The sequence below is a fragment of the Sporosarcina luteola genome, assembly GCF_007991495.1.
In the GTDB taxonomy this organism is placed as follows: Bacteria; Bacillota; Bacilli; order Bacillales_A; family Planococcaceae; genus Sporosarcina; species Sporosarcina luteola.
Genome location: NZ_BJYL01000049.1, coordinates 18,062 through 39,196 on the forward strand (window position 1 = coordinate 18,062; position 21,135 = coordinate 39,196).

Below are 21,135 nucleotides of genomic sequence, written 5' to 3' on the forward strand. Positions count from 1 at the left end.
ATAATAATGATGATGATAAGTAAAGTGTTATGATTGAACCTAAGAGGTGACGGATGATGGATCAACAACTTCAAATTTTTGTGACAGTGGCAGAGAAAAAAAGCTTTTCACGTGCTGCTGAGGAGCATCATATGACCCAACCTGCTGTCAGCCAATACATTCGACAATTTGAGGATGAGATTGGAGTAAGGTTACTTGAGCGTACGAATAAATACGTACGGCTGAACAAAGCCGGGGAAATCGTCTTCCATCATGCAAAAGAAATTCTTGCGTTGTATACGAAAATGCAAAACCTTGTCGATGATCTCGCGAACAAAGCGAGCGGCCCGTTATCGATCGGCGCAAGCTATACATTTGGAGAATACGTGCTGCCACGCATTATCGCCAATTTAAAGCAGATTTATCCCGATATTCAGCCAACCGTTACAATCGGTAATACGGCAACAATCGCCGATCTTGTCGCAAGCCATCAGCTTGATATTGGCATCGTAGAAGGCAAATTCAATGCAGCCAAGCTCATCGTAGAAGATTTTGCGGAAGACACTATGGTGATCGTCAGTACAGCCAACCATCCGCTTGCGAGACATAAGAAACCGCTCGAAATGGCAGATTTGGAACATGAGACATGGATTGTCCGCGAGCATGGCTCCGGCACGCGCGAAGCGATGGATAATTTGTTCGAGCAGCATGGGATCTTACCGACCAGGCTTATGGATTTCAGTAGCACGCAGCCAATTAAAGAATCGGTCGAAGCAGGGCTCGGCATTAGCTTGCTATCCCATTGGTCAATCCAAAAAGAATTGAAAAATGGGGACTTACGGATATTGGATGTCGCAGGTCTTCCATACCGGCGAAAATTTTCCACTTTGACAAATACACCGTTTCAATCGAAAGCTCTTGAGGTTTTCATCGATATTCTGCGGACAAATAAATTATTGACGACGTTGAAATAGAAGGAATTCCACTCCCGCCTATCGAAGTGAAAAGGAGGAGAGGAGCTGCATGCAGTGAGAAACATTATATTGACGGCAAGCATCCTAATGGGTGCTATCTATATATTTTTCATTCCCCAAGATCCGGTCGGCTTTAAGATCTTCATGAAACTCGTTCCGATGGCGCTCATTATTACATTCGCCGCCATAACACTCCCATTCGTGTCACGGGAATATAAAAGAATTGTCATTGCCGGATTAACGGTCTGCATGGTTGCGGATGGAGTCATCTATTGGTTCATGGCTGGTCTTATCACTTTTTTCATAGGGCATATTTTCTATATTTATGCGTTCAAACGGGAGAGCCGGGGGCAGATTCCGAAATGGGCAGCGATCTTGCTTTTGTTGTATGGTGCGTTTATGGCGGTTTGGATTGCCGGTTCCCAATTCGCTAATGGCGAGTCTATTCTTGGGGTCGCGATCATTGCTTATATCGCAATCATTTTAACGATGGGCTGGATGGCCATCCGTACACAGCTGAAACTTGCGATTATCGGTGCATTACTCTTCATATTTTCCGACTCGGTTTTGGCAATTGACCGATTCGTCGTCGATATCCCCTACAGGGATGCATTTGTCATGGTGACATATTATGCGGCACAAGTGTTCATCGCGGCAAGCATCGGAAGTCGGGTCAATAAGTATTCCGTGAATCGAAACAATCTGATAAGATGAATAAAACAATTGTTTTTACTACAGGAGGTTTTTGGAATGAAAGAAAAACTAATCGAACGTTTAACACGCTATGCAAAAATCGATACACAATCAGATGCGAATAGCACGTCCACCCCATCGACACCAGGTCAATGGGATCTCTTGCATCTACTTGAAAAAGAGCTTGCTGAAATCGGCATGGAAGAAATCACTTTAGACGAAAACGGTTATTTATTCGCCTCCCTTCCGTCAAATACGGACAAAGATTTGCCAGTTATCGGTTTTCTCGCGCACGTCGACACAGCAACCGACTACACAGGCAAAAACGTTAACCCTCAGCGAGTCGACAATTATGACGGCAATGATATCCAATTGAACGCCTCTACAGTCATGTCTGTCGAAACATTCCCTGAGCTGAAAAATTATGTCGGGCATACATTGATCACAACGGACGGTACGACGTTATTAGGTGCTGACAATAAAGCAGGAATCGCTGAAATTATGACGGCGATGGAGTTTTTGATTCAGAATCCGGACATTAAACACGGCAAACTGCGTATCGCTTTCACGCCTGACGAAGAAATCGGAAGAGGACCGCATAAATTCGATGTAGAAGCATTCGGTGCAAAATATGCGTATACAATGGATGGCGGGCCACTTGGCGAGTTGCAATATGAGAGCTTCAATGCGGCTGGAGCGAAAGTGACGTTCCACGGAACGAATGTGCATCCTGGATCCGCAAAGGACAAAATGGTGAACTCGATTTTGATTGCGAACCAATTCCAATCGGCGATGCCTGCGAATGAAATTCCACAAGTGACAGACGGGTATGATGGATTCGTCCACTTGATGGATGTCAGTGGCTCTGTCGAGAAAACCGAGTTACATTACATTATCCGTTATTTTGATCGTGAAACGTTCGAAGCACGAAAGCAATTGTTTGTCGACACAGTGGAACAATTGAAAAAAGAGCATGGCGAACATGCCGTCGATCTTGAACTGAATGATCAATACTTCAATATGGGCGAGAAAATCGAGCCCGTCATGGAAATCGTCGATATCATTTCGGACGCCTTCAAAGTTCTTGAGATCAAGCCGGATATCGTCCCTGTCCGCGGCGGTACGGACGGATCCCAGCTTTCGTATATGGGTATGCCGACACCGAATATTTTCACTGGCGGGGAAAACTACCACGGAAAATACGAATACATTTCAGTCGATAATATGGAAAAAGCGACAAATGTCATCGTCGAAGCTGTAAAGCTTTTCGAAGAACGAGCATAAGGGGGTGTCACTGTGAAAGCGATTTGGATCGGTATTCTGTCATCTCTGTTTTTCGCAGTGACATTCGTTTTGAATCGGTCAATGGAAATTTCGGGAGGCAGCTGGCTTTGGAGCGCCTCCCTTCGTTATTTCTTTATGGCCCCTTTTTTGATTGCCATCGTTGCTTATCGGAAAGGACTTCGGGACACAGGTAAAGCGATGACCACGAAGCCCCTTCCCTTTTTTGGCTGGAGCGTCGTGGCATTCGTGCTTTTCTATGCACCCTTGACTTTTTCTGCTGCGTATAGTCCCGGATGGCTTCTTGCAGGAACTTGGCAATTGACGATTGTGGCAGGGGTTCTGTTGGCACCATTATTCGTGATCGTTGTGAAGACTGATCAAGGAGAAAAAAGGATTCGTCAGAGGATCCCCTTAATATCGCTCTTTATAACGTTGATCATTTTCGCAGGGGTTGTTTTAATTCAAATTCCGAATGCGAACAGTGTCGATACACGCACTTTATTGCTTGGCATCCTTCCTGTTATCGTTGCCGCTTTCGCCTATCCTTTAGGCAATCGTAAAATGATGGATTTATTGCAAGGAAGGCTTGATACGTTTCAACGAGTGTTGGCGATGACGTTAATGACGATTCCGGTTTGGATCGGATTTGCGGTCTACGCCATGTTCACTGTCGGGCCTCCGTCGATGAATCAAGTGATCCAATCATTAATTGTCGCCGTCAGCTCAGGCGTCATTGCGACTACGCTCTTTTTCATGGCGACCGACCTTGTCCAACATGACCAAGGGAAGCTTGCTGCAGTTGAAGCGACACAGTCGACAGAGCTCATTTTCGCGATGATTGGTGAAATGATCATTTTACATATCGCACTGCCTGGCGCTCTTTCTTTGATTGGCATATTTGTGATCATTATCGGCATGGGATTGCATAGCTATCAGACTGCGGTTGCTAAAAGGAAAGCACCGATCACGTAGAGGTAGCACAAACTTAGTTGGATACCCGTAACGCCACAATAGTTCATTAGTCCCTTTTCGGTGATATATTTCCGGATTCGATTGATATATTTCCGAATTCAATCGATAAACTCTCCGATTCAATCGATATCCGGTGGGTTTTACATAATCACACAAAAACGCTTAAATTACTGAGCGTTTTTTGTGTCTGTGGAAGAAAATCGAAACAATCAACAAACTGACTAGTGAAGAATCGATCACCCGCACAACAATGCTTCCGTATAAGTCAATCGGGATTGGATTAGTGAAAGACCATGCCCCAAACAAAAAGATTGCTAATAAAGCGATTGATCCCCAATACATCAATTTTTGTACCTGTTCCGTACCCCTACCCTTATTATATTTTGCCGCCCGATAGGACATATATAGACCAATGGCACATATGCCGACGAATGTGCTGCCATGTTGAAGAAATTTGTAAACAGGGATATCCCTATCAAACAGTTGAAATGTATGATTAAGCACCGCTAATTTACTCACCATAAAACCATTGATGTGTGTAAACGAATCCCAGACTACATGAGTCAGCATGCCAAAAAGTGCTGAGTAGAGAAAGACAACTGCCTTCAATGCCGTAGGTGAATCCGGCTTTTTGGAATAAGTATCCTGCAGGAAAAACGGCAAATGATTGAATAGAGGTCTATGTATAAATGCTTGATAAACTAAGTAAACAACCGCGACAACGGGTAGATTAAAAACTATGAAGCCTAGAAATGTATGACCAATTTCTCCAGACGGTGTGCCTCTTAGAAAGTACTCAAAGTCAGGCGACATACTTCCTAACACCATTGCTAAGAAATTTACATACTTGCTGTTTCTCGAAAAGGGCAATACTGCTGCCGGATGAGCGAATGTTAAGGGCATCTATTCAACTCCTAAAGCTGATTGTCAGTTCATAACAGCATATCATTTAAAATAAAAAGAGACACCAATTCTATTTGAATTGTGTGTCCCAAAAAAGAGTATTACTTACATATCCTCTTCACTTATCGATGTTTCATTCATACACCCCAATAACTTCAACGGCTTCCTCCGTCAACGAAGTGTCGACAGCTTTATCGAAATCGATGTCGCCAAGAATTGCTCCGTTTGCTTTATACGTGTCGTATTGCTTTTTAATATCATCGACGAACATCTTTCCATTCGGATCAAGACCCGTAACAAATACTCTCTCCCATAGATCGTGATCTTTCAATGCCGTATGTTGAACCATAATATCGACGATTTCATCCTTGCCGATGTCTTTAAAGAAGGCATCGTTGTAATCCCGTACGCCTTTCAAATAAGCGGCCATGAAACGCAAGGAGACTTCATCATTTTCCATGAATTTCGGAGAAGCGAGCACCATGGCGATTTGAGATTCAGGTGCATAATCGGTCGCATCGCCGAATCGGACGTGGAATCCATTTGCAACGCCTTGAGCAATTAGCGGTTCGATACTAAGAGCTGCGTCAATCGTACCTGCGTCAATGGCGCCAAGCATTGAGCCGAAATCCGCGATATGGACGTATTCGACATCTTCCTCAGTCAAGCCTGCATGTTTCAGCATTTCCTCGTAAATGTAGCCATCAATCGAGTTTCTGGAAGACACAGCAATCTTCTTGCCACGGAAGTCAGGATAATCTTTAATTTCATCTACCATATGGTTGCCGATGACAAAAGTGAAATACGATTTACCTGGCATATTATGCCCTTTATCTGCAATAATCCGAACGTCGATGCCTTGTGCAATTGCGTTGAAGAATGATGCAGTCGAGACGCCCCCTGCAATATCCACTTCCCCAGCGGCAAGTGCCGGTAGCATATCATCACTATTGGCGAAATCCGCGAAGTCGACTTCGATATTATACTCCTCGAAATAGCCCCTTTCCTTAGCGATATAGAACCCGGCGCCAGAAGCCGCACCATCCTCAGCAATCAATATCTTCACCCGGTCTTCTAGCGGTGCCAAATCACCGGATGGCGGTTCAACAACTGTATCCCCGGGAGCCGGCTCTACTTTTTCCACCGGTTTTGTTTCCTTTTTGGCGCAAGCCCCTGCTAGTAAAAGAACTGACGCCAACAACATTAGCCATCCATACAGGAACTTTCTTTTCACCATTTCTCCCCTTCTCATTCATTTTCCTTCCGTGAACGTTGCACTTCGTCCTGCAAGTGTTTCCAGATTTCAATAAACTGCCCTGCCATCACGGGATCCTTCCGAATATCCTCAATCGTTCTCGGACGCGGCATATCGATTCGAATTTCGTGGATAAATTTCCCGGGCTGCGCACTCATAAGTAAAATGCGGTCGCCCAATAGAAGCGCTTCATCGATACTATGCGTTATGAAGATGACCGTCTTTTTCGTTTCCGACCAAATTGAAAGAAGCTCTTCCTGTAAAATGAATTTATTTTGTTCATCAAGCGCTGCAAAAGGTTCATCCATCAACAGGATTTCCGGATCGTTCGCAAATGCCCGGGCTATGCTGACACGCTGTTTCATCCCACCGGACAATTCTTTTGGATAAAGACTTTGAAAGCGGTCTAACCCTGTTTTCTTCAAATAATAGTCCGTCCGCTCTCGTATAATATTTTTCGGCATTTTACGCATCTTCAATCCAAATGCGACATTTTCCTTCACCGTCAGCCAGGGGATGATCCCCCTTTCTTGGAAAACCATCGATTGGACCGGCCGCCCCTCTTGCACGGAACGGATTTCGAAATCACCGACGCTCGGTTGTTCAAGTCCCGCTAAAATTCGCAGCAGCGTTGTTTTTCCACATCCACTCGGTCCTACGATACAGACGAACTCTCCCTCTCCAATCGAGAGGGAGATGTCGTCAAGTGCGGTCACACTAGCTGTTTTTTTGAAAAATGCCTTCGTTAAATTCCTAATTTCGATTTTCGATTTTCTTTCCATCGAATCACCTCCAAGGTAACAACTTTTTCTGGAAACTGCGAAGCAACACGGAGAAAAGATAGCCGAAAAAAGAAATTAGGATGAGTCCGACATACATATCCTTTAACAGAAATGCTTTGTATGACGTCCAAATGAGATAACCGATCCCTGAAGTTGCCCCCATCATTTCAGCGGCGACAATTGTCAGTAGCGCAATCGCCTGCCCCATCTGAATCCCTTCCAGCATGACCGGCAAAGCGCCCGGCAAAGCAATTTTGAAGAAAAATTGCAACTTGCCCGCCCCGTAATTATTCGCCACATCCAAATAGATTCGATCAATGTTCAATACACCGGCTGCTGTATTGATGACTACTGGAAAAAACACACTTCCTGCAATTGTAATGACTTTCGACAAATCACCAATTCCGAACAGAATGATGATGATCGGCAGCAACGCAAGCGTCGGAATCGGCATGAGCGCCATAACGATCGGTTGGATGAAATGCCGTATCGGTGAATAAAGCCCCATCAACAATCCGATGATGACACCCGGGATGACGCCTGCTAAAAATCCGGCAAATATCCTGTATAACGAAACTCCAACATGATCGACCATCACGCCACTAGTAATCATCGAAAAGAAAGTACTAATAATGGCGGAAGGCGGCGGGAAAAAGCGGATATCCAATATTCCCGTCCTCGACGCCACTTCCCACAAAAGCAAAAGGAAGATTGGCGAAACGATCGTCAATAGCTGCTTATACCGTTCCTTTGATTGTCTTTGCTTCCATTCACGCTGTTCAACCTCAAACGGATCATGAGCAACAGTCGCCTGTTCTTTTTTCAACGTTCACCACCTCTTCATATCAATAATATGTGAATGCCTATAGGTTTGGTTGGGCAAAAGAGGGCGGATTTTGGCGAATGGGCAAGTTTTCGGGCGACGGATGGTGTGCTTCGGACGTGAGTGACGGCTTGCTTTGAGCGCGAAAACCACTTCTTTGAGCGCGGAACACGATTGCTTGAGCGCGGGATACACTTCTTTGAGCGCGGAACAGCATTTCTTGAGCGCGGGATACACTTCTTTGAGCGCGGAACGGGATTGCTTGAGCGCGAGAACTACTTTAATGAGGCAAACATGAAAAAGCATCCTTTGCCATTTTCGGCTAGAGGATGCATTTCCATTAATTTTTATTCAACCGCGCCAAGCGCTCATTCCGCCTTTGACATTTGTTACATCGGCAAATCCTGACTTTTTCAAAATACCCGCAGCCTGCGAGCTCCGCATGCCGCTTTGACAAATAACGACAACCTCTTTATTTTTATCGAGTTTATCCAACTTGGATTTCAACAAGTTCAACGGAACATTCTTGAATTCATTAATATGCCGACCTTTGTATTCCGCCGGTGTACGCACATCGATGAATTGTTTTGTTTTGTCTTTCAGCATGCCTTTCAATTCTTCGGTCGTTACGGATTTAACGCCCTTTGACGGCATCATGCGCCAAGCGAAAAACGCGACGATTACAATGATGATGATCCATTCCATACTTCTTCACTCCTTCAATTTGCGGATTGCTCAGCTGAGTAGGCGTTATACCCACCAGCCATATGCTTCACAGTTTCAAACCCGCGTGCTTTCAAAATACTAGACGCAATTGCCGACCGGGCACCGCTTTGACAGTGGACGAGTAATTTTTTATCAGTAGGAATCTCCGCTGTGCGCAATTTACCAAGGAATAAGTGATTCGCTTCTTCCAAATGTCCTTTATTCCATTCCGAATCGTTCCGCACATCAATGACAAATGTATCCTCATCTTGCATATCGTCGAGGAAAGCCGAAACAGCAAGCGTCCCATACGCTACCAGTTCCAACCCTTCTAGCAAGGATGGATCTGCAAATGCAATAATTGTATCCAGGCCAATCGATTGCAACGCCTTCCGCACTTCAGCTTGTTCGCCTAGATCAGCGATAACGACAATTTTTTCATCATATTTAATTAACCAGCCCGCCCAGTTGGTGAAAGATTTGTTGAACGGGATATTGATGGATCCTTTCAGAAGCCCTTTATCCGCAACAGATGCAGGCCTCACGTCCAAAACAACAACCCTTTCTTGTGCTTCCAATGCCTCAAGTTCTACCGCTGACGCAATCGCGTCGATTTTTTCACCTTTTAAAATAGCGGGACCAACCTTGTTCATTTTTTTCATTTCCGCGAAATAGACCGGTGCTTCAGGCTGCTCATTCAACAGTTCTTCAACAAAAGATTCTTCATCGTTGATTTGGAATGCCCAGTTAAATTGCTTTTCATAACCTACCGTTGAAATCGGGACGGCGCCAAGCGATTTTCCGCAAGCGGAGCCTGCACCGTGTCCCGGCCAGACAATAAGGTGATCCGGAAGTTCCTTAAACCTTTGAATGGAGCGGTACATATCCCGCGCACCGCTATCTGCAGTGCCGCCAATTCCCGCCGCTTTTTCAAGCAAGTCAGGACGGCCTACATCACCGACGAATACGAAGTCTCCAGTGAAAATCCCCATAGGATCCGTTGCCCCGCCCCCGCGATCCGTCAATAGAAACGAAATACTTTCCGGAGTATGGCCAGGCGTATGCCAAACTTCAAAATCAATATTTCCGATCGAGAACTTGGTGCCTTGCGTCACAAGTTCCGCATCCATTCCATCTGTATAGCCATATTTCCAGTTCTCATCGCCCTCGTCGGATAAATACAATTTAACTCCATGTTGTACTGCCAGTTGACGAGCACCCGATACATAATCAGCGTGAATATGCGTATCCGCGGCTGCTGTCACGTGCAGGCCCTCTTTTTCAGCCGCTTTCAATATATGGTCAAATTCACGGGGCGGATCGATAATAATGGACTCCCCAGTACGTTGACAACCAATTAAATACGCATTTTGCGCCAAATTTTCATCTGTGAATGATTTAAAGAACATTCATACCCCTCCTCGTATTTTAATTCCTGTAAACAATATACCACCAGGGGTATAAACAAGCAATACTTTTGTTTATGACCGTTTAAAGTGGATTTATCACCTTTTGTCCATCATTCAAGTGATTAGCGGCAATATTATCTAACGAAGCGCAAAAAAACTGTTAAAAAAAGAGAAGCCACACTCGGCTTCCCTACTCAATCAATCCAAACTCTTTCGCTTCCCGCGTTAACTCATCCCTAAACTTCGGGTGTGCAATTCCAATCAATGCCTTCGCACGTTCGGAAATCGGCAATCCATGCAGCCGAGCGATTCCATACTCTGTTACAATATTATCCACATAGTTTTTCGAAGTCGTCACGATGGAGCCCGGTCCTAAATGCAATTTGATCCGTGAAATCGTATCGCCCTTCACTGTCGAATGCATACATACATACCCTTTGCCGTATTTCGACAAGCGGACACCTCTTGCGAAATCAGCTTGGCCACCACTTGATGAATAATACCTTCCAGCCACCGTCTCGGATGCGCATTGTCCGTACAAATCCACTTCTGTCGTTGCGTTAATGGATACCATATTCGCTTCTTTAGCAATTTCATAAGAATCGTTTACGAGCCGCACCGGCAAGAATTCGACAGACGGGTTGTTGTCAAGAAAATCATACAGCCGTTGTGAACCAAAAGCGAACGTGGCAATGATTTTCCCTTTATGAGTCGATTTTTTCATCCCATCAACTGCCCCTGCCTCTACCAGATCGACAATTCCGTCTGTTAACATTTCCGTATGAATGCCTAAATGCCGGCGATTTTTCAACATCTTCATGACCGCATTCGGAATTGCACCGATCCCAATCTGGAGCGTATCGCCGTCCTGTATGTCTTCCGCAATATATTCCGCTATCTTTTGGTCTTTCTCGGTGACGACAGGCGACTTCTCCTCCATCAAGGGGACATCGTTTTCAATAAAACCTGCAATCTGGCTTATATGAATCTGATTTTCTCCGAACGTGCGCGGCATGAATTTATTCACCTCAAGGACAAATGGTACGTCCCCAATGAAATCCGCCACATAATCCGCATTCGTCCCAAGTGAAAAATACCCGTGCTCATCCATCGGAGAAGCAACCGCCATGACCATCGGTTGCTTCGTCGTCTTCCTTAACAAATAATACATTTCCTGAAATACATTCGGAATCAATTCTACATGCCCTTCCCAGTACGCCTTCCGTGTTGCTGCGCTTAGAAAATAGGAAACATGTGAAAGATGGCCTTTCATTTTCCCATTTATGTAATCACGTTCACGCAATGCCAACAACTGATGGACTTTGACGTTTTCCAATTGCTTATAATGTTCCTCCAGTAAATCGAGCAATTTATGCGGCTCGCCATTTGAAAGTGGAAGGATAATATCTGTATTTTTATTAATTAACCGTATGAATTCTTCCGGATTTAAAAGCTTCGTCATTTGCCGGACTCCTCCTGCTTTACTTTATTCATTACTATTAGTATATTGCAGACCGAGCGCTCACTCAACTTGTTGAATTGTATGAGAATACATATAATAGAGATATGACAAAACTATCGGCAGAACAAATTAGACAACTGAATAGCTATAGTGTTTACGTCAATCCGCCGCTTCATCCCATATTTACCTTACAAGATTTATTGAATAACGAAAAAACATCGGATTGCATGAAATCAGTGCAGATCGTGAGTGGAAGCCCCAACACGACTGTCGCGGCCTCTTTTTTCATGCGACGTGTAGGAATGTTTATCAATATGCAGTTGTATAACTTGGCAGCCTATGATGAAGTTTGGGATGGCGATGACGTGAAGATGTACTTTGGGGCTATTGAAGAATACGGAAATAAAACCGTAAGCACCTTTGTCGCTGAGGAAGATTGGAAATCGGTAGATGAAACTGAGCATCCGGATGCCATTCGTAACATTTTACTACTGGCGAGTAAACTAATCCGCCAAATCCGTACCGTCATATCCGTCTCTCCTTTGACGCTTTGGGAGAATATTTTCGGGTTTTTATTATGGCAGTATCATGTCTTACTTGAAAATCCTGCTACAAGTGATGCAGCGCGGACTGATTTGAATTGCTTAAAGGATGATGAAACTTGGAAAGGCATTGCAGCAAAATCTTTATTCGCAAAATACCTAAATGGACATGAGCCATCCGAACTGCTGAACACGACAGTCCGGACAACTTGTTGTTTTTCGAAAGACGTGCCCGGGTTGATGCAGTGCGGGTTTTGCCCGCTCAAAAACTAACTTGCACGATAGCTAGGTAAGATTGTTTGATTGAGTAAATGATACCGATTGCTGCCCCCGAATAGAAAAAGCCCATGAAAATCCCTGCCGCTAAATTTCCACGATGGCTAACGAATACAGATAAAAGCAAGGCTGACACAGTTGCGATCGATGACAACCAGCTCGACTTCACGCCAAACAGCCATTTTGCAGCCAACACAATTACTAAAACGACGGGCACTGCCCAAAATGCATCCCAAATATTTGTGTGGACAATTGGATATTCAGTAAACATGGAAATCAATCCTTTTTAATGAATAGAATTTCCGAAAGAAGTTATATTATACAGCGTTGAGGAGGAATTTAATTGATTTGTAAAGGACATGAAGTGGCCGGAAGTGTTATTGATCACGAGACACGCTGTGCACACTATCATTCTGTGCTAGATATTATTGCAATCAAGTTTTATTGCTGTAATTCCTATTTTCCGTGTTTTCAATGCCACGAGGAGTCAGGGTGTGGAAGCCCGAAAGTGTGGCCGTTGGAGAGATTTGATGATAAAGCTATACTTTGCGGAAGCTGTGGACATGAATTGACGATAAGTGAATATTTAACTAGTGATTACAAATGCCCTGCTTGCAATGCAAAATTCAATCCTGGTTGTGGATTGCATAAGGAGTTGTATTTTGAAGTGAGTCATGCTGGGCGGATGTAATGCAAGTAGACAAAATCCCCCCATAAAAGTGGAGGGATTTCCAGTTAACTGAGCAAAGTAAAATCAGAACGCACCCGAGCCGCCACCTCCACCTCCAACGCCACCACCGCTGGAAGACGAAGTAGAACTGCTGCTTGTAGAAACCGCAGCATTCGTATCAGCCATCGTAAACGATTGGGTCATGAAGATCGGATTGTAATAGATACTATACGTGTCACTGCTACGTTCGGAGCGTCTTTCGGCATTTTTGAATTCGTCATATAACTGTTCCAACTTGCCTTCTTTCACACCGATTCCGTAAATATAGCCCCGGTATTTGTCGTCCACCGGCAACTCGTTCCACTCCGCCGCACTTGCTTGTTCAAAACGTTTTCTAAACCGTTGCCATTCTTCCTTCACTCGAAAACCTTGTAAATTCCGAGGCGAATAAAAGAGTGCAGTGCTTAATCCAATCAAGACAAGTACAATCAATATGGCCATGGAAGGGTATACCTCATAACGCCCCAATTGTACGATGATCGGGATTATCGCAATGCTCAACAAACCCGTCCACCAGCGTAAGCCGACACTTTTATCCTTGAACTCCGCGTCTTTCACTTCTTTTGCAACTGCGTTTTTCCATAATGCGAGCCCATTGCCATATGCCTCATGATTTTCTTCGTTTTCCGTATATGTTTTCAAACCTTCGATAGTGAACTGATTCCCATTTCCAACTTTTGAAAACAGCAGGTCAATCAATGCCGCTTCATGCTCATTCGTTCTGGATCCATCCACAAGTTCAAAAGCCTCTTCCGACACTTGTTTCACATACCCTTTCCGGATTAAATCCAGTAATGCAGCCGACATCAGCTCAGGACCAATCCCATACGGATTTGTATAATAAATCGTCGCAGGCATTGATAATGTTTCTGTTGGAACAAAATGATCTTCCAATAATGATTGAGCCGCAGTTTTAGTGCCCTTCCTTTTCATAAATATATAAAGCAGAATCCCGAGCAAAACAGCAGCAAACCCTGGCAACGTATAACTACCGACCTTCTTCATGTCTTGCTGTTTCGCCAAAAACAAAGCTCTGTCTTCTTCAATTTTTCTCTCATCGGCTTTCAATACATCACGAACGGCTCCTTTTTTCATTTCCACGCTTGGAAATAAAGAAGGTTCATAAATCACACGGATATCGCCATTCATACTATCAGGAACTTCTCCCAGATCAAAAACCACGACACCCTCCGCTGCAAGAGACCCTTTTTCATATGCAGCGTCATAACCAAGATAATCGACATCCATTGCCTTATCGGGCGGATGCACAGTAATCTTCATATCGCCATAAGCCGCTTCATTTCTTTTATCGAAAAACGGCCAATAAAATTGTGCACCGTCTTCGTATTTCTCGACACCATTTATAATTTGATAATGCAGCTCAAAGAGGACGGTCTCTTTCTTCCCAGACCGATGAACTTTATAAAGCTCTTTCTCTTTTTCAACCTTCAGAGGTTTGCCATTTTCATAAGCCTCAAAACGAGTGATCGACGATCCACTCTTCGGAAAAATTTCCCGCGTGATGCCGTTAAACTTGCTGTCAAATTCATACGTATGTTTCTCAATTACATCCGCATTTCCATCCGCCTTCAAATGGACATCAATCTGAACATCAGAAATTTCGAAGTCAACAGCATACGCCGTGACAGGAATCATGAAAAGCATTAGGAAAACCCAAATAGAAATTAACTTGTGCCATTTCATTAACCTCACCTCTTCTTACTTATCTTCTACGAGATAAGTACCGGGGAAGTTTCATGTTTTTATTACTTCCTACTGTATACAAAATAGACCCCCACAAAAAGTGGAGGTCTGTTAGTCTTGCCTATTTACACATCTTTCGTAGCCGCATGTCCAATCTTCCTGCGCTGATCATAAATATTCAGCACAATCACTTTTCCAACCGCATACACAGGCACACCAACGATAATACCTACAAATCCTGCAATATTACCCGCCGCCAGGATAATCGTGATAACGGTGAGCGGGTGGATGTCGAGGGATTTGCCCATGACGTTCGGTGTGATAAGGTTGCTGTCGATTTGTTGAGCGACGAGTGTCACAATCGCGACGCCGATGACGAGTTTAGGTTCTTGCAAGTAGGCGATGACGAGTGCCGGTGTGACGGCAATCCATGGCCCGATAAAAGGGACGAGGTTCATGAACAACGCAAAAATAGCAAGCAGCAATGCGTATTCCAGTCCCAAGATTTTGTATCCGATGAAGATGAGTGTTGCCAAGATAGCACTGATCAGGAATTGCCCTTGGATGTATGAGCGCAAAACATTGTCGATGTCGCTTAACGTCTTTTTGACCCATTCCCGTCGATCACCGCTAAAAATGTTATAGATGATCGGTGCAAATTTTTCGTGATCCTTCAGCATGAAGATGAAGAAGAATGGCACTAATACAAGTAAAAACATCGCTTGGAAGAAGGATTGCAAAAATTGCACGATCCACTTCCCGAATTTCACGGCGATTGATTGCAGCGAGTTGGCGGCACTGTCAATTGAGCTCTGCAGGTTCTCTGGCAAGTTTTTCTTTTGCTCTAACAGCTCATCCTTGACCTTATCAAAATCTTTCGCCAGCGTCGGTGCATTTTCGACAAGCTTATTCACCTGTGTCGTTACAGGAGGACCGATGATTGCCACGAAAATCCACAGTACTACGACGAGGGAAGCTAAAATGGCCAAAATACTTCCCCAACGCGGGACTTTCCGACTTTCAAGGAAACGCTGTATCGGTTCAGTCATGTAATACAGCACGCCGCCAAGCAAAAGCGGTAAAATGATTGCTTTAATAATGATGACAACCGGCGCGAATATAAAGCTGATTTCCATGAAGTATTTAATGATTAAGATGGATAACAGAATTCCAACACCAACTTGGAACCATAACTTCTTCGTCAATTTCCCACGTCCTTTACCGTTCTATTCCAATTATTAATAAGTATACGGTTTATTACGGGCAATGTCGAAATAAGTTTCAAAAAAAGGAGCATTGGCTAACGCCAAGCCCCTTCCGATTTTCATTTCATCAAGTCAACAACAATATCATCCAGTTGAAACTCTTCTCTACCCTTTCCTTCTTTCGTTGGAATAGCGATAGTCTTCGTTTCTCCGTCCGCCGTAATTTCGACGCCGCCATGATTCTCAGACGTATATTCAACTAATCTAACTGTAGGCGTAATGATAAGCTTTGTAGCGTCAGGGTCCAGTTTTTTAAACGTCTGGCTCCAATGCATATGATTTTCGATGCCGAAGCCGCCGTTTCCATCGCCAGCGTAATAGTTGCCCAAGTCATCTTTGATTTCGATTTCAACATCAACACCATGCCATTTATCGAGTATTTCCTTAGAGACTAATTGGTCATAATACACGATAAACGACATCGGTGTAACTGTAATTTTATCAATGGTTACATTCACTCCATTTTGTTCTTTCCCTTGATCAACGAGCTGAACTTCATTATCCGACGCTTGCAAGGAAAGAGAGAAGTTCCAATTCCCTTTTACTTTTTCTTCTGTGCCGTCAATTGAAATGCTATCCACTTTCCATTTCACTTTCACATTATCCAGATCCTTCTCGTCCAATCTGCTGCCCGTAATCATTCCGACGTATTGGTTTTCACCCACTTTGGAAATCTGGTCGCTTCCCGAACCGCCACTCGTTTCTTTAATATCCAAGTAGCCACCGATGTGCGGTTGTTCACCCAAATCCTGCTCGCTTTCGATTGAATAAGTCAATAAAACGGTTTTCCCATCGTAAATCGCATCATTGATTGTGATTTTAACGCCGTTGCTTTCTTTCGTCATATTCACCGTACTTGAATATTCCTGATAATTATCGTAGATTCCTGTTCTCCCATTGTCCAGAAATCTGAAAATATCACCGATAACAGGCACATTCCCCGCATAAGCCGGAAAGGCAATGCCAATTGCGGAAACTGATAAACCACCTATCACAACAGCCGCAGCGGCCTTCATTTTCCAACCATGTCTTTTCCTCTTTTTACGTAGTGCCATTTTCACTTCCTTTTTCACTTTTGCTGTATCAAATTCGCTGATTTCCATTTCCTGAACTTCAATTTCATCAAGATCCATTTCATTTAACAGTTGATAAATATCTTTTTCCTTCATAATACATAACCCCCTGCGTTCAAATTCTTTGCTTCATTAAACAGTTTCTTTTTTCCTCTGAACACACGATTATCAATCGCCGTTATGCTTAGACCGGTTTTGCAGGAAATTTCCGCTGTCTTGTAACCTAAAAAGTATTTCATCAAAAAAATATCCCGATCCAGCGACTCCAGTTGGTTGATCAGCTTGATCAATTCCGTTTGATCTTCCGCTCTAATCAATTCCTCCTCCACCGACATTTCAGTATTCATGTCCGGATATGCAGAGGAAACCTCCATTCGCTTCGCTGCTCTGCGGTAATAATCAATTGATTTGTACTTCGCAATCGCGCAAATCCATTTCCGGAAATCGGTCGATTCCCCGCTGAATTTGTCCGCATTGTCCCAAATAGACAGGAAAATATCGTTGACGCACTCATCCACTAGCCCTTCATTTCCAAGTGGAGAAAGCACTTTGTGCGTGATGCCTTTTATCAATGGCAAATAACTATCGATGATAAATTCCAATGCGTCTTCTTTCTGTTTCTGCAACCGTCGTATAAAATTTTCACTAGTAGATTTCATTTTCAATTCCCCTTACATTTTGTAAAAGCTTTTACATCCTATACAACGATCCAAAAAAATTAATCTCTCTATGTACACTACTTTTTTCTAGTTTACCTAAAAAAATCGATTCCCCGCGACGTGGGAATCGATTTCTTTATTTCATTTATAGTTTTATATCATCTGTGAACACGCAAAATAATTTCATTCCCGGATGGGTCTTCTGTCACGAAGTGATCTACTTTTGACTTCACAGTTGTGCCCAGTCCTTCAATCTTAGCAATTGCAGCAGCCATCGTTGCATCTTCAGGAAATACAAGCGTGTATGCGCCAAGTCCGGCACTTTCTTCAGACGGACGGGGTGCCCCTGCCCCATTCCATGTATTCAATCCCAGATGGTGGTGATAATTCCCTGTCGACATGAACAAAGCTTGCGGATAATGGGTGGCGATCTCAAATCCTAACGCTTCATAAAATACTTGCGTCTCTGGAAGGTTTGCCACGTGGAGATGGACATGTCCCATTACTGTTCCTTCCGGCAGGCCATCCCATTCTTCATTTCCACTTGCGTCAACAATTGCTCTTGCGTCAAGCGGGTCGGTGCTCATTGCGACAAAATTATTTTGCCATTTCCAAGCTTCCGGTTCACGGTCCCGGTAAATTTCTATTCCGTTTCCATCAGGATCCGACAAGTATAGCGCTTCGCTCACGAGGTGATCTGAAGCACCTAGACGTACTTCGTTTCTTGAAAAATGTTTGATTGCTTTACCGAGATCGGCGCGTGTCGGCAATAAAAGCGCGAAGTGATAAAGCCCCGTGCGTCTTGGCTCTTTTGGAAGGATATGCTCCGGTTGTTCGAGGACAAGCAATGGATTTTTGCCATCCGCCGTCAACACAACCCGGTTATAAGTCTTTACCAATATGCCAAATCCAATGATTTGCGTATAGAAGTTCGTCATTTTGTCGAGATCTGTCACTTTTAGGTGGACTTCCCCCGTATATATATGTGGCGGTTGATGAAATTTCATAATTTATTCCTCCTGGTAAGTTACTTACTTTATGTAACTAACTTTATATGCTATACTATGTTTTGTCAACAGACATTGATTTTACTTGAAAGGATTTTGGCATATGAATGAATTCGAGCTTTGCCCGCGCTTTGAAAAAGCTGTTTCCATCTTGAGCCAACGATGGACCGCTTTGATTTTATATCAGCTCATGTCTGGCCCACAGCGTTTTTGCACGATGACCGAGAAATTAGGCGTGAGCGGAAAAATATTGACGGAACGGCTGAAAGATTTGGAGCAGCGAGGGTTTGTTGTACGAGAGGTGTACCCCGAGACACCGGTGCGTATTGAATATTCATTGACAGAGATGGGAATGTCCTTAACGCCGATTATGAAAGAGATTGAAGAGTGGTCGAAGGAATGGATTGCTTTGGAAGAATAGGGTAAGTGCGGGTAGAAAGAGGCCTTGATTGAATCGCGGGTGACTTCGCTTGGGACGCAGAACCACTCGCTTTGGATGTGTATAGTCTATTTCACCCGCCAAAAGCCGGTTGCAACTTATGCAACCGGCTTTTATCTATGAATTTTCACCGTTGTACCAAGTAGTACAAGTGAGGACAGCTCCAGGACATCTTTGTTATACATCCGGATGCAGCCGTGCGACACGTTTTTCCCGATAGATGAAGGGTTATTTGTCCCATGGATTCCATAATGAGGTTTGGATAACCCCATCCAGAATGCGCCGAATGGACCGCCTGGGTTCAGCTGTTTATTGATGATTATAAATATCCCCTGTGGTGTTGCGGTCACCATCTTCCCTACGGCAATTGGATATCTTTTCAGCAATTTCTTTCCTTCATACAGTTTTAACTCGTGCTTTCCGATGGAGATGTCAATCCAACGCATCGTCTTCCCGCCTTTATCAAAAGAAATGTTCTTATAGGATACGGGATGGAAACCAGATGCCTTGGGCGTGGGAGAGCTTCCATTGGACGCGGGAGAGAAGTTTTGGACGTTCTGATGCTTACTTTGGACGTCAGAGAATCCCCTTTGGACGCGGAACGGCTTGCTTTAGACCAATGTGTTCCTACTTTGGACGCGAGACGGTTTGCTTTGGACACGCCCAAACTTTCATTCTCATTTACCCTTTAAATAGGTTGATAAAAACCCTTCAATTTGTGCCGATGATTTCAGGTGATGGACAGTCTTCCCTTCATTCGCATACCGCTGCATCCGCTCAAGCATTTTCTTCTTTCGGCGACTGTACGTTGTTACGATGAATTTAACGAATGCCCAATCGATTTTTTCTGGGCAGCCTTGCGTCAGGTCTTCGCGGGTTTTTCCATGATACTGAATTCGTCTTTTTATGACGCGATACAAACAAACACACATTGGTAGTTCCAAGTAAATAACCGTGTCGGCAAGAGGTTCCCGAATTTCGATTGTGGATGTGTAATTGCCTTCGATTATCCATTGATCCTTTTTAACAATTTTCCGTTGGGCAGCGGAAAATTCCTCGGAGGGCGCTTCGACCCAACCGGGTTTCCAATACAATCGATCAAGGTGGGTGACCTGGATTCCGGTCAACTTCCCTAACTCGCGTGAAAACGACGACTTTCCGACTCCTGCTGAAACACCAATTACCATAACTCGTTTCATACCGTCACACCTCGCAACTCGGAAATCCACGGATGGCCAGGCACATGAATTTTAAGCGCATTACAAAGCCAACGCTGATCTTCATCACCTAGCAGGTCCTTTACAGTATGGAAATCGGCATGGTCCTTCTCTCGCGGATTTTTCGCTTTGTATAGAAGGACTACCACAGGATGCAAGTAGGGAATCCCTTCATCGGTGATTAGAAATAATTTAGAACTAGGGAATGTAATTGTCGAATCCCGTCTAAAAACCCACAAATCATTTTTGACTTCATTCAACAACACTTCCATATGCTCTCCTCTTTTGTCGTTGCCGTGCAATTCATGGATTGGCAGCTCTAGCGTCTCTGACTTCCACTCAACTAGTTTGCCCTTCACCGCTTTTTGAAAGGACCAGTCAATCAATTCATTTTTCAACCTATGTTGACCTTTCCGAAGAACGGCTATTTCAATGTCCGAATGATCCCGTGTTTCATTCCCCACAAAAAGATCAATCGCCCAACCGCCCGCAATTCCCCAAGGTCGATCATAGCTATTCATCCAAGCCGCCACTTTTTGACACGCCTCCATGACCATTCCCCCTCTACGCGAAAAAAAGACGACTTTGTCACTCCGCTGTACTCATTCTATTATCTTATCTGAAGAATTCTGTTTCTTCAAACACTACTTATGGTTTTCCCGAAAATTGAAAACGGGATCTAATTTACAAAGCGGATAGAATCGAAGAAATAGGGCATCTTAACATTGCTTCAAAAATTACAGTGAGGAAGGTGACATTTTTATGAAGAAAATGGCGGTAGCGGCGTTAGGCATTGGAGCAGCATTTCTGATGCGAAATAAAAATGCTCGCGACAAACTGATGAAACAGTTTGAATCTCTCGCAGAACCATTCACCTCAAAAAATGGCTCATCTTGATTCGTAAGAAGTGACCTACTCACGGAAAAATCGGCATCCAACACGGGTGCCGTTTTTTTGTAAGTAGCAGAAGCATGAATAAATG

General features: G+C 44.0%; 24 protein-coding genes. 7 read left to right on the forward strand and 17 right to left on the reverse strand.

What is annotated here, in order from left to right:
* The first annotated feature begins 56 nt into the window (after positions 1-56).
* The 4 genes from SLU01_RS15665 to SLU01_RS15680 are packed head-to-tail and all read left to right on the forward strand — an operon-like array spanning position 57 to position 3,902.
* Positions 57-953 (forward strand): LysR family transcriptional regulator, encoded by an 897-nt coding sequence (locus SLU01_RS15665; protein WP_147060046.1) that lies wholly within the window; start codon positions 57-59, stop codon positions 951-953.
* Positions 954-1,007: 54 nt separating this feature from the next.
* Entirely contained in the window at positions 1,008-1,667 is a 660-nt protein-coding gene (locus SLU01_RS15670; protein WP_147060048.1) for a lysoplasmalogenase, read from the forward strand.
* 36 nt (positions 1,668-1,703) lie between these two features.
* On the forward strand, positions 1,704-2,930 hold the full coding sequence (pepT, locus tag SLU01_RS15675; protein ID WP_147060050.1) for a peptidase T: 1,227 nt from the start codon (positions 1,704-1,706) through the stop codon (positions 2,928-2,930).
* Between the two features lie 12 nt (positions 2,931-2,942).
* Entirely contained in the window at positions 2,943-3,902 is a 960-nt protein-coding gene (locus SLU01_RS15680; protein ID WP_147060052.1) for a DMT family transporter, read from the forward strand.
* Between the two features lie 162 nt (positions 3,903-4,064).
* Here the strand turns inward: SLU01_RS15680 and SLU01_RS15685 are convergent, their stop codons facing one another.
* The 7 genes from SLU01_RS15685 to SLU01_RS15715 all read right to left on the reverse strand — a co-directional run bounded on the left by SLU01_RS15685 (position 4,065) and on the right by SLU01_RS15715 (position 11,241).
* Positions 4,065-4,805, reverse strand: a complete 741-nt coding sequence (locus SLU01_RS15685; RefSeq protein ID WP_147060053.1) for a DUF4184 family protein — start codon at positions 4,803-4,805, stop codon at positions 4,065-4,067.
* A gap of 133 nt (positions 4,806-4,938) precedes the next feature.
* The gene (locus SLU01_RS15690) at positions 4,939-6,042 is read right to left on the reverse strand and encodes an ABC transporter substrate-binding protein (RefSeq protein ID WP_147060056.1); all 1,104 of its coding nucleotides are present in this window, start codon (positions 6,040-6,042) and stop codon (positions 4,939-4,941) included.
* A gap of 11 nt (positions 6,043-6,053) precedes the next feature.
* Positions 6,054-6,842, reverse strand: a complete 789-nt coding sequence (locus SLU01_RS15695; RefSeq protein WP_147060058.1) for an ABC transporter ATP-binding protein — start codon at positions 6,840-6,842, stop codon at positions 6,054-6,056.
* A gap of 4 nt (positions 6,843-6,846) precedes the next feature.
* Positions 6,847-7,668 (reverse strand): ABC transporter permease, encoded by an 822-nt coding sequence (locus SLU01_RS15700; protein WP_147060060.1) that lies wholly within the window; start codon positions 7,666-7,668, stop codon positions 6,847-6,849.
* 348 nt (positions 7,669-8,016) lie between these two features.
* Positions 8,017-8,370 (reverse strand): rhodanese-like domain-containing protein, encoded by a 354-nt coding sequence (locus SLU01_RS15705; protein WP_147060062.1) that lies wholly within the window; start codon positions 8,368-8,370, stop codon positions 8,017-8,019.
* 14 nt (positions 8,371-8,384) lie between these two features.
* Positions 8,385-9,779: an MBL fold metallo-hydrolase gene (locus SLU01_RS15710; RefSeq protein ID WP_147060063.1), complete on the reverse strand. Its 1,395-nt coding sequence runs from the start codon at positions 9,777-9,779 to the stop codon at positions 8,385-8,387.
* Between the two features lie 190 nt (positions 9,780-9,969).
* Positions 9,970-11,241, reverse strand: a complete 1,272-nt coding sequence (locus SLU01_RS15715; protein WP_147060065.1) for an acetyl-CoA hydrolase/transferase family protein — start codon at positions 11,239-11,241, stop codon at positions 9,970-9,972.
* Positions 11,242-11,345: 104 nt separating this feature from the next.
* On the opposite strand from SLU01_RS15715, the gene SLU01_RS15720 reads away from it, so the two are divergent.
* The gene (locus SLU01_RS15720; RefSeq protein ID WP_147060067.1) at positions 11,346-12,056 is read left to right on the forward strand and encodes a hypothetical protein; all 711 of its coding nucleotides are present in this window, start codon (positions 11,346-11,348) and stop codon (positions 12,054-12,056) included.
* Here the strand turns inward: SLU01_RS15720 and SLU01_RS15725 are convergent.
* Positions 12,046-12,330, reverse strand: coding sequence for a hypothetical protein (locus tag SLU01_RS15725; RefSeq protein ID WP_170232732.1), 285 nt, complete (start codon positions 12,328-12,330; stop codon positions 12,046-12,048). The two genes, SLU01_RS15720 and SLU01_RS15725, sit on opposite strands and share 11 nt — an antisense overlap.
* A gap of 72 nt (positions 12,331-12,402) precedes the next feature.
* Here SLU01_RS15725 and SLU01_RS15730 point away from each other — a divergent pair, with 72 nt between their 5' ends.
* Positions 12,403-12,750, forward strand: a complete 348-nt coding sequence (locus SLU01_RS15730) for a CHY zinc finger protein (RefSeq protein WP_147060071.1) — start codon at positions 12,403-12,405, stop codon at positions 12,748-12,750.
* Positions 12,751-12,813: 63 nt separating this feature from the next.
* Here SLU01_RS15730 and SLU01_RS15735 read toward each other — a convergent pair whose 3' ends face one another.
* From SLU01_RS15735 to SLU01_RS15755, 5 genes are all read right to left on the reverse strand, one after another.
* Positions 12,814-14,493: a DUF2207 domain-containing protein gene (locus tag SLU01_RS15735; RefSeq protein WP_147060073.1), complete on the reverse strand. Its 1,680-nt coding sequence runs from the start codon at positions 14,491-14,493 to the stop codon at positions 12,814-12,816.
* Positions 14,494-14,618: 125 nt separating this feature from the next.
* Complete coding sequence (locus tag SLU01_RS15740) at positions 14,619-15,698, reverse strand: AI-2E family transporter (RefSeq protein ID WP_147060075.1); 1,080 nt, start codon at positions 15,696-15,698, stop codon at positions 14,619-14,621.
* Between the two features lie 119 nt (positions 15,699-15,817).
* Positions 15,818-16,927, reverse strand: a complete 1,110-nt coding sequence (locus tag SLU01_RS15745) for a DUF4179 domain-containing protein (protein WP_147060077.1) — start codon at positions 16,925-16,927, stop codon at positions 15,818-15,820.
* Positions 16,924-17,490, reverse strand: a complete 567-nt coding sequence (locus tag SLU01_RS15750; protein ID WP_147060079.1) for a sigma-70 family RNA polymerase sigma factor — start codon at positions 17,488-17,490, stop codon at positions 16,924-16,926. The genes SLU01_RS15745 and SLU01_RS15750 overlap by 4 nt, the downstream gene beginning before the upstream one ends.
* A gap of 158 nt (positions 17,491-17,648) precedes the next feature.
* A complete protein-coding gene (locus tag SLU01_RS15755; RefSeq protein ID WP_147060081.1) occupies positions 17,649-18,497 on the reverse strand; it encodes a VOC family protein in 849 nt (282 codons plus the stop codon).
* Positions 18,498-18,600: 103 nt separating this feature from the next.
* On the opposite strand from SLU01_RS15755, the gene SLU01_RS15760 reads away from it, so the two are divergent.
* The gene (locus SLU01_RS15760; protein WP_147060083.1) at positions 18,601-18,918 is read left to right on the forward strand and encodes a winged helix-turn-helix transcriptional regulator; all 318 of its coding nucleotides are present in this window, start codon (positions 18,601-18,603) and stop codon (positions 18,916-18,918) included.
* A 131-nt stretch (positions 18,919-19,049) separates the two neighbouring features.
* Here SLU01_RS15760 and SLU01_RS15765 read toward each other — a convergent pair whose 3' ends face one another.
* From SLU01_RS15765 to SLU01_RS18140, 4 genes are all read right to left on the reverse strand, one after another.
* Positions 19,050-19,382 (reverse strand): L,D-transpeptidase, encoded by a 333-nt coding sequence (locus tag SLU01_RS15765; protein WP_147060086.1) that lies wholly within the window; start codon positions 19,380-19,382, stop codon positions 19,050-19,052.
* Between the two features lie 231 nt (positions 19,383-19,613).
* Positions 19,614-20,135, reverse strand: a complete 522-nt coding sequence (locus tag SLU01_RS15770) for a P-loop NTPase family protein (protein ID WP_147060088.1) — start codon at positions 20,133-20,135, stop codon at positions 19,614-19,616.
* Positions 20,132-20,704 carry a nucleotidyltransferase domain-containing protein gene (locus SLU01_RS15775; RefSeq protein ID WP_308507744.1) on the reverse strand — a complete coding sequence of 191 codons (573 nt, stop codon included), beginning with the start codon at positions 20,702-20,704 and terminating at the stop codon, positions 20,132-20,134. The genes SLU01_RS15770 and SLU01_RS15775 overlap by 4 nt, the downstream gene beginning before the upstream one ends.
* Before the next feature lie 186 nt (positions 20,705-20,890).
* The coding region (locus SLU01_RS18140) for a hypothetical protein (protein WP_218029710.1) at positions 20,891-21,135 on the reverse strand (245 nt) is incomplete at its 5' end.

What these genes read in the sequence shown, in the direction of transcription:
- SLU01_RS15665 (WP_147060046.1), top strand. Translation starts at nt 57, where the DNA reads ATGGATCAACAACTTCAAATTTTTGTGACAGTGGCAGAGAAAAAAAGC.
- pepT (WP_147060050.1), top strand. Translation starts at nt 1,704, where the DNA reads ATGAAAGAAAAACTAATCGAACGTTTAACACGCTATGCAAAAATCGAT.
- SLU01_RS15685 (WP_147060053.1), bottom strand. Translation starts at nt 4,805, where the DNA reads ATGCCCTTAACATTCGCTCATCCGGCAGCAGTATTGCCCTTTTCGAGA.
- SLU01_RS15690 (WP_147060056.1), bottom strand. Translation starts at nt 6,042, where the DNA reads ATGGTGAAAAGAAAGTTCCTGTATGGATGGCTAATGTTGTTGGCGTCA.
- SLU01_RS15695 (WP_147060058.1), bottom strand. Translation starts at nt 6,842, where the DNA reads ATGGAAAGAAAATCGAAAATCGAAATTAGGAATTTAACGAAGGCATTT.
- SLU01_RS15705 (WP_147060062.1), bottom strand. Translation starts at nt 8,370, where the DNA reads ATGGAATGGATCATCATCATTGTAATCGTCGCGTTTTTCGCTTGGCGC.
- SLU01_RS15710 (WP_147060063.1), bottom strand. Translation starts at nt 9,779, where the DNA reads ATGTTCTTTAAATCATTCACAGATGAAAATTTGGCGCAAAATGCGTAT.
- SLU01_RS15715 (WP_147060065.1), bottom strand. Translation starts at nt 11,241, where the DNA reads ATGACGAAGCTTTTAAATCCGGAAGAATTCATACGGTTAATTAATAAA.
- SLU01_RS15720 (WP_147060067.1), top strand. Translation starts at nt 11,346, where the DNA reads ATGACAAAACTATCGGCAGAACAAATTAGACAACTGAATAGCTATAGT.
- SLU01_RS15725 (WP_170232732.1), bottom strand. Translation starts at nt 12,330, where the DNA reads ATGTTTACTGAATATCCAATTGTCCACACAAATATTTGGGATGCATTT.
- SLU01_RS15735 (WP_147060073.1), bottom strand. Translation starts at nt 14,493, where the DNA reads ATGAAATGGCACAAGTTAATTTCTATTTGGGTTTTCCTAATGCTTTTC.
- SLU01_RS15745 (WP_147060077.1), bottom strand. Translation starts at nt 16,927, where the DNA reads ATGAAGGAAAAAGATATTTATCAACTGTTAAATGAAATGGATCTTGAT.
- SLU01_RS15750 (WP_147060079.1), bottom strand. Translation starts at nt 17,490, where the DNA reads ATGAAATCTACTAGTGAAAATTTTATACGACGGTTGCAGAAACAGAAA.
- SLU01_RS15755 (WP_147060081.1), bottom strand. Translation starts at nt 18,497, where the DNA reads ATGAAATTTCATCAACCGCCACATATATATACGGGGGAAGTCCACCTA.
- SLU01_RS15760 (WP_147060083.1), top strand. Translation starts at nt 18,601, where the DNA reads ATGAATGAATTCGAGCTTTGCCCGCGCTTTGAAAAAGCTGTTTCCATC.
- SLU01_RS15765 (WP_147060086.1), bottom strand. Translation starts at nt 19,382, where the DNA reads ATGCGTTGGATTGACATCTCCATCGGAAAGCACGAGTTAAAACTGTAT.
- SLU01_RS15770 (WP_147060088.1), bottom strand. Translation starts at nt 20,135, where the DNA reads ATGAAACGAGTTATGGTAATTGGTGTTTCAGCAGGAGTCGGAAAGTCG.
- SLU01_RS15775 (WP_308507744.1), bottom strand. Translation starts at nt 20,704, where the DNA reads ATGGAGGCGTGTCAAAAAGTGGCGGCTTGGATGAATAGCTATGATCGA.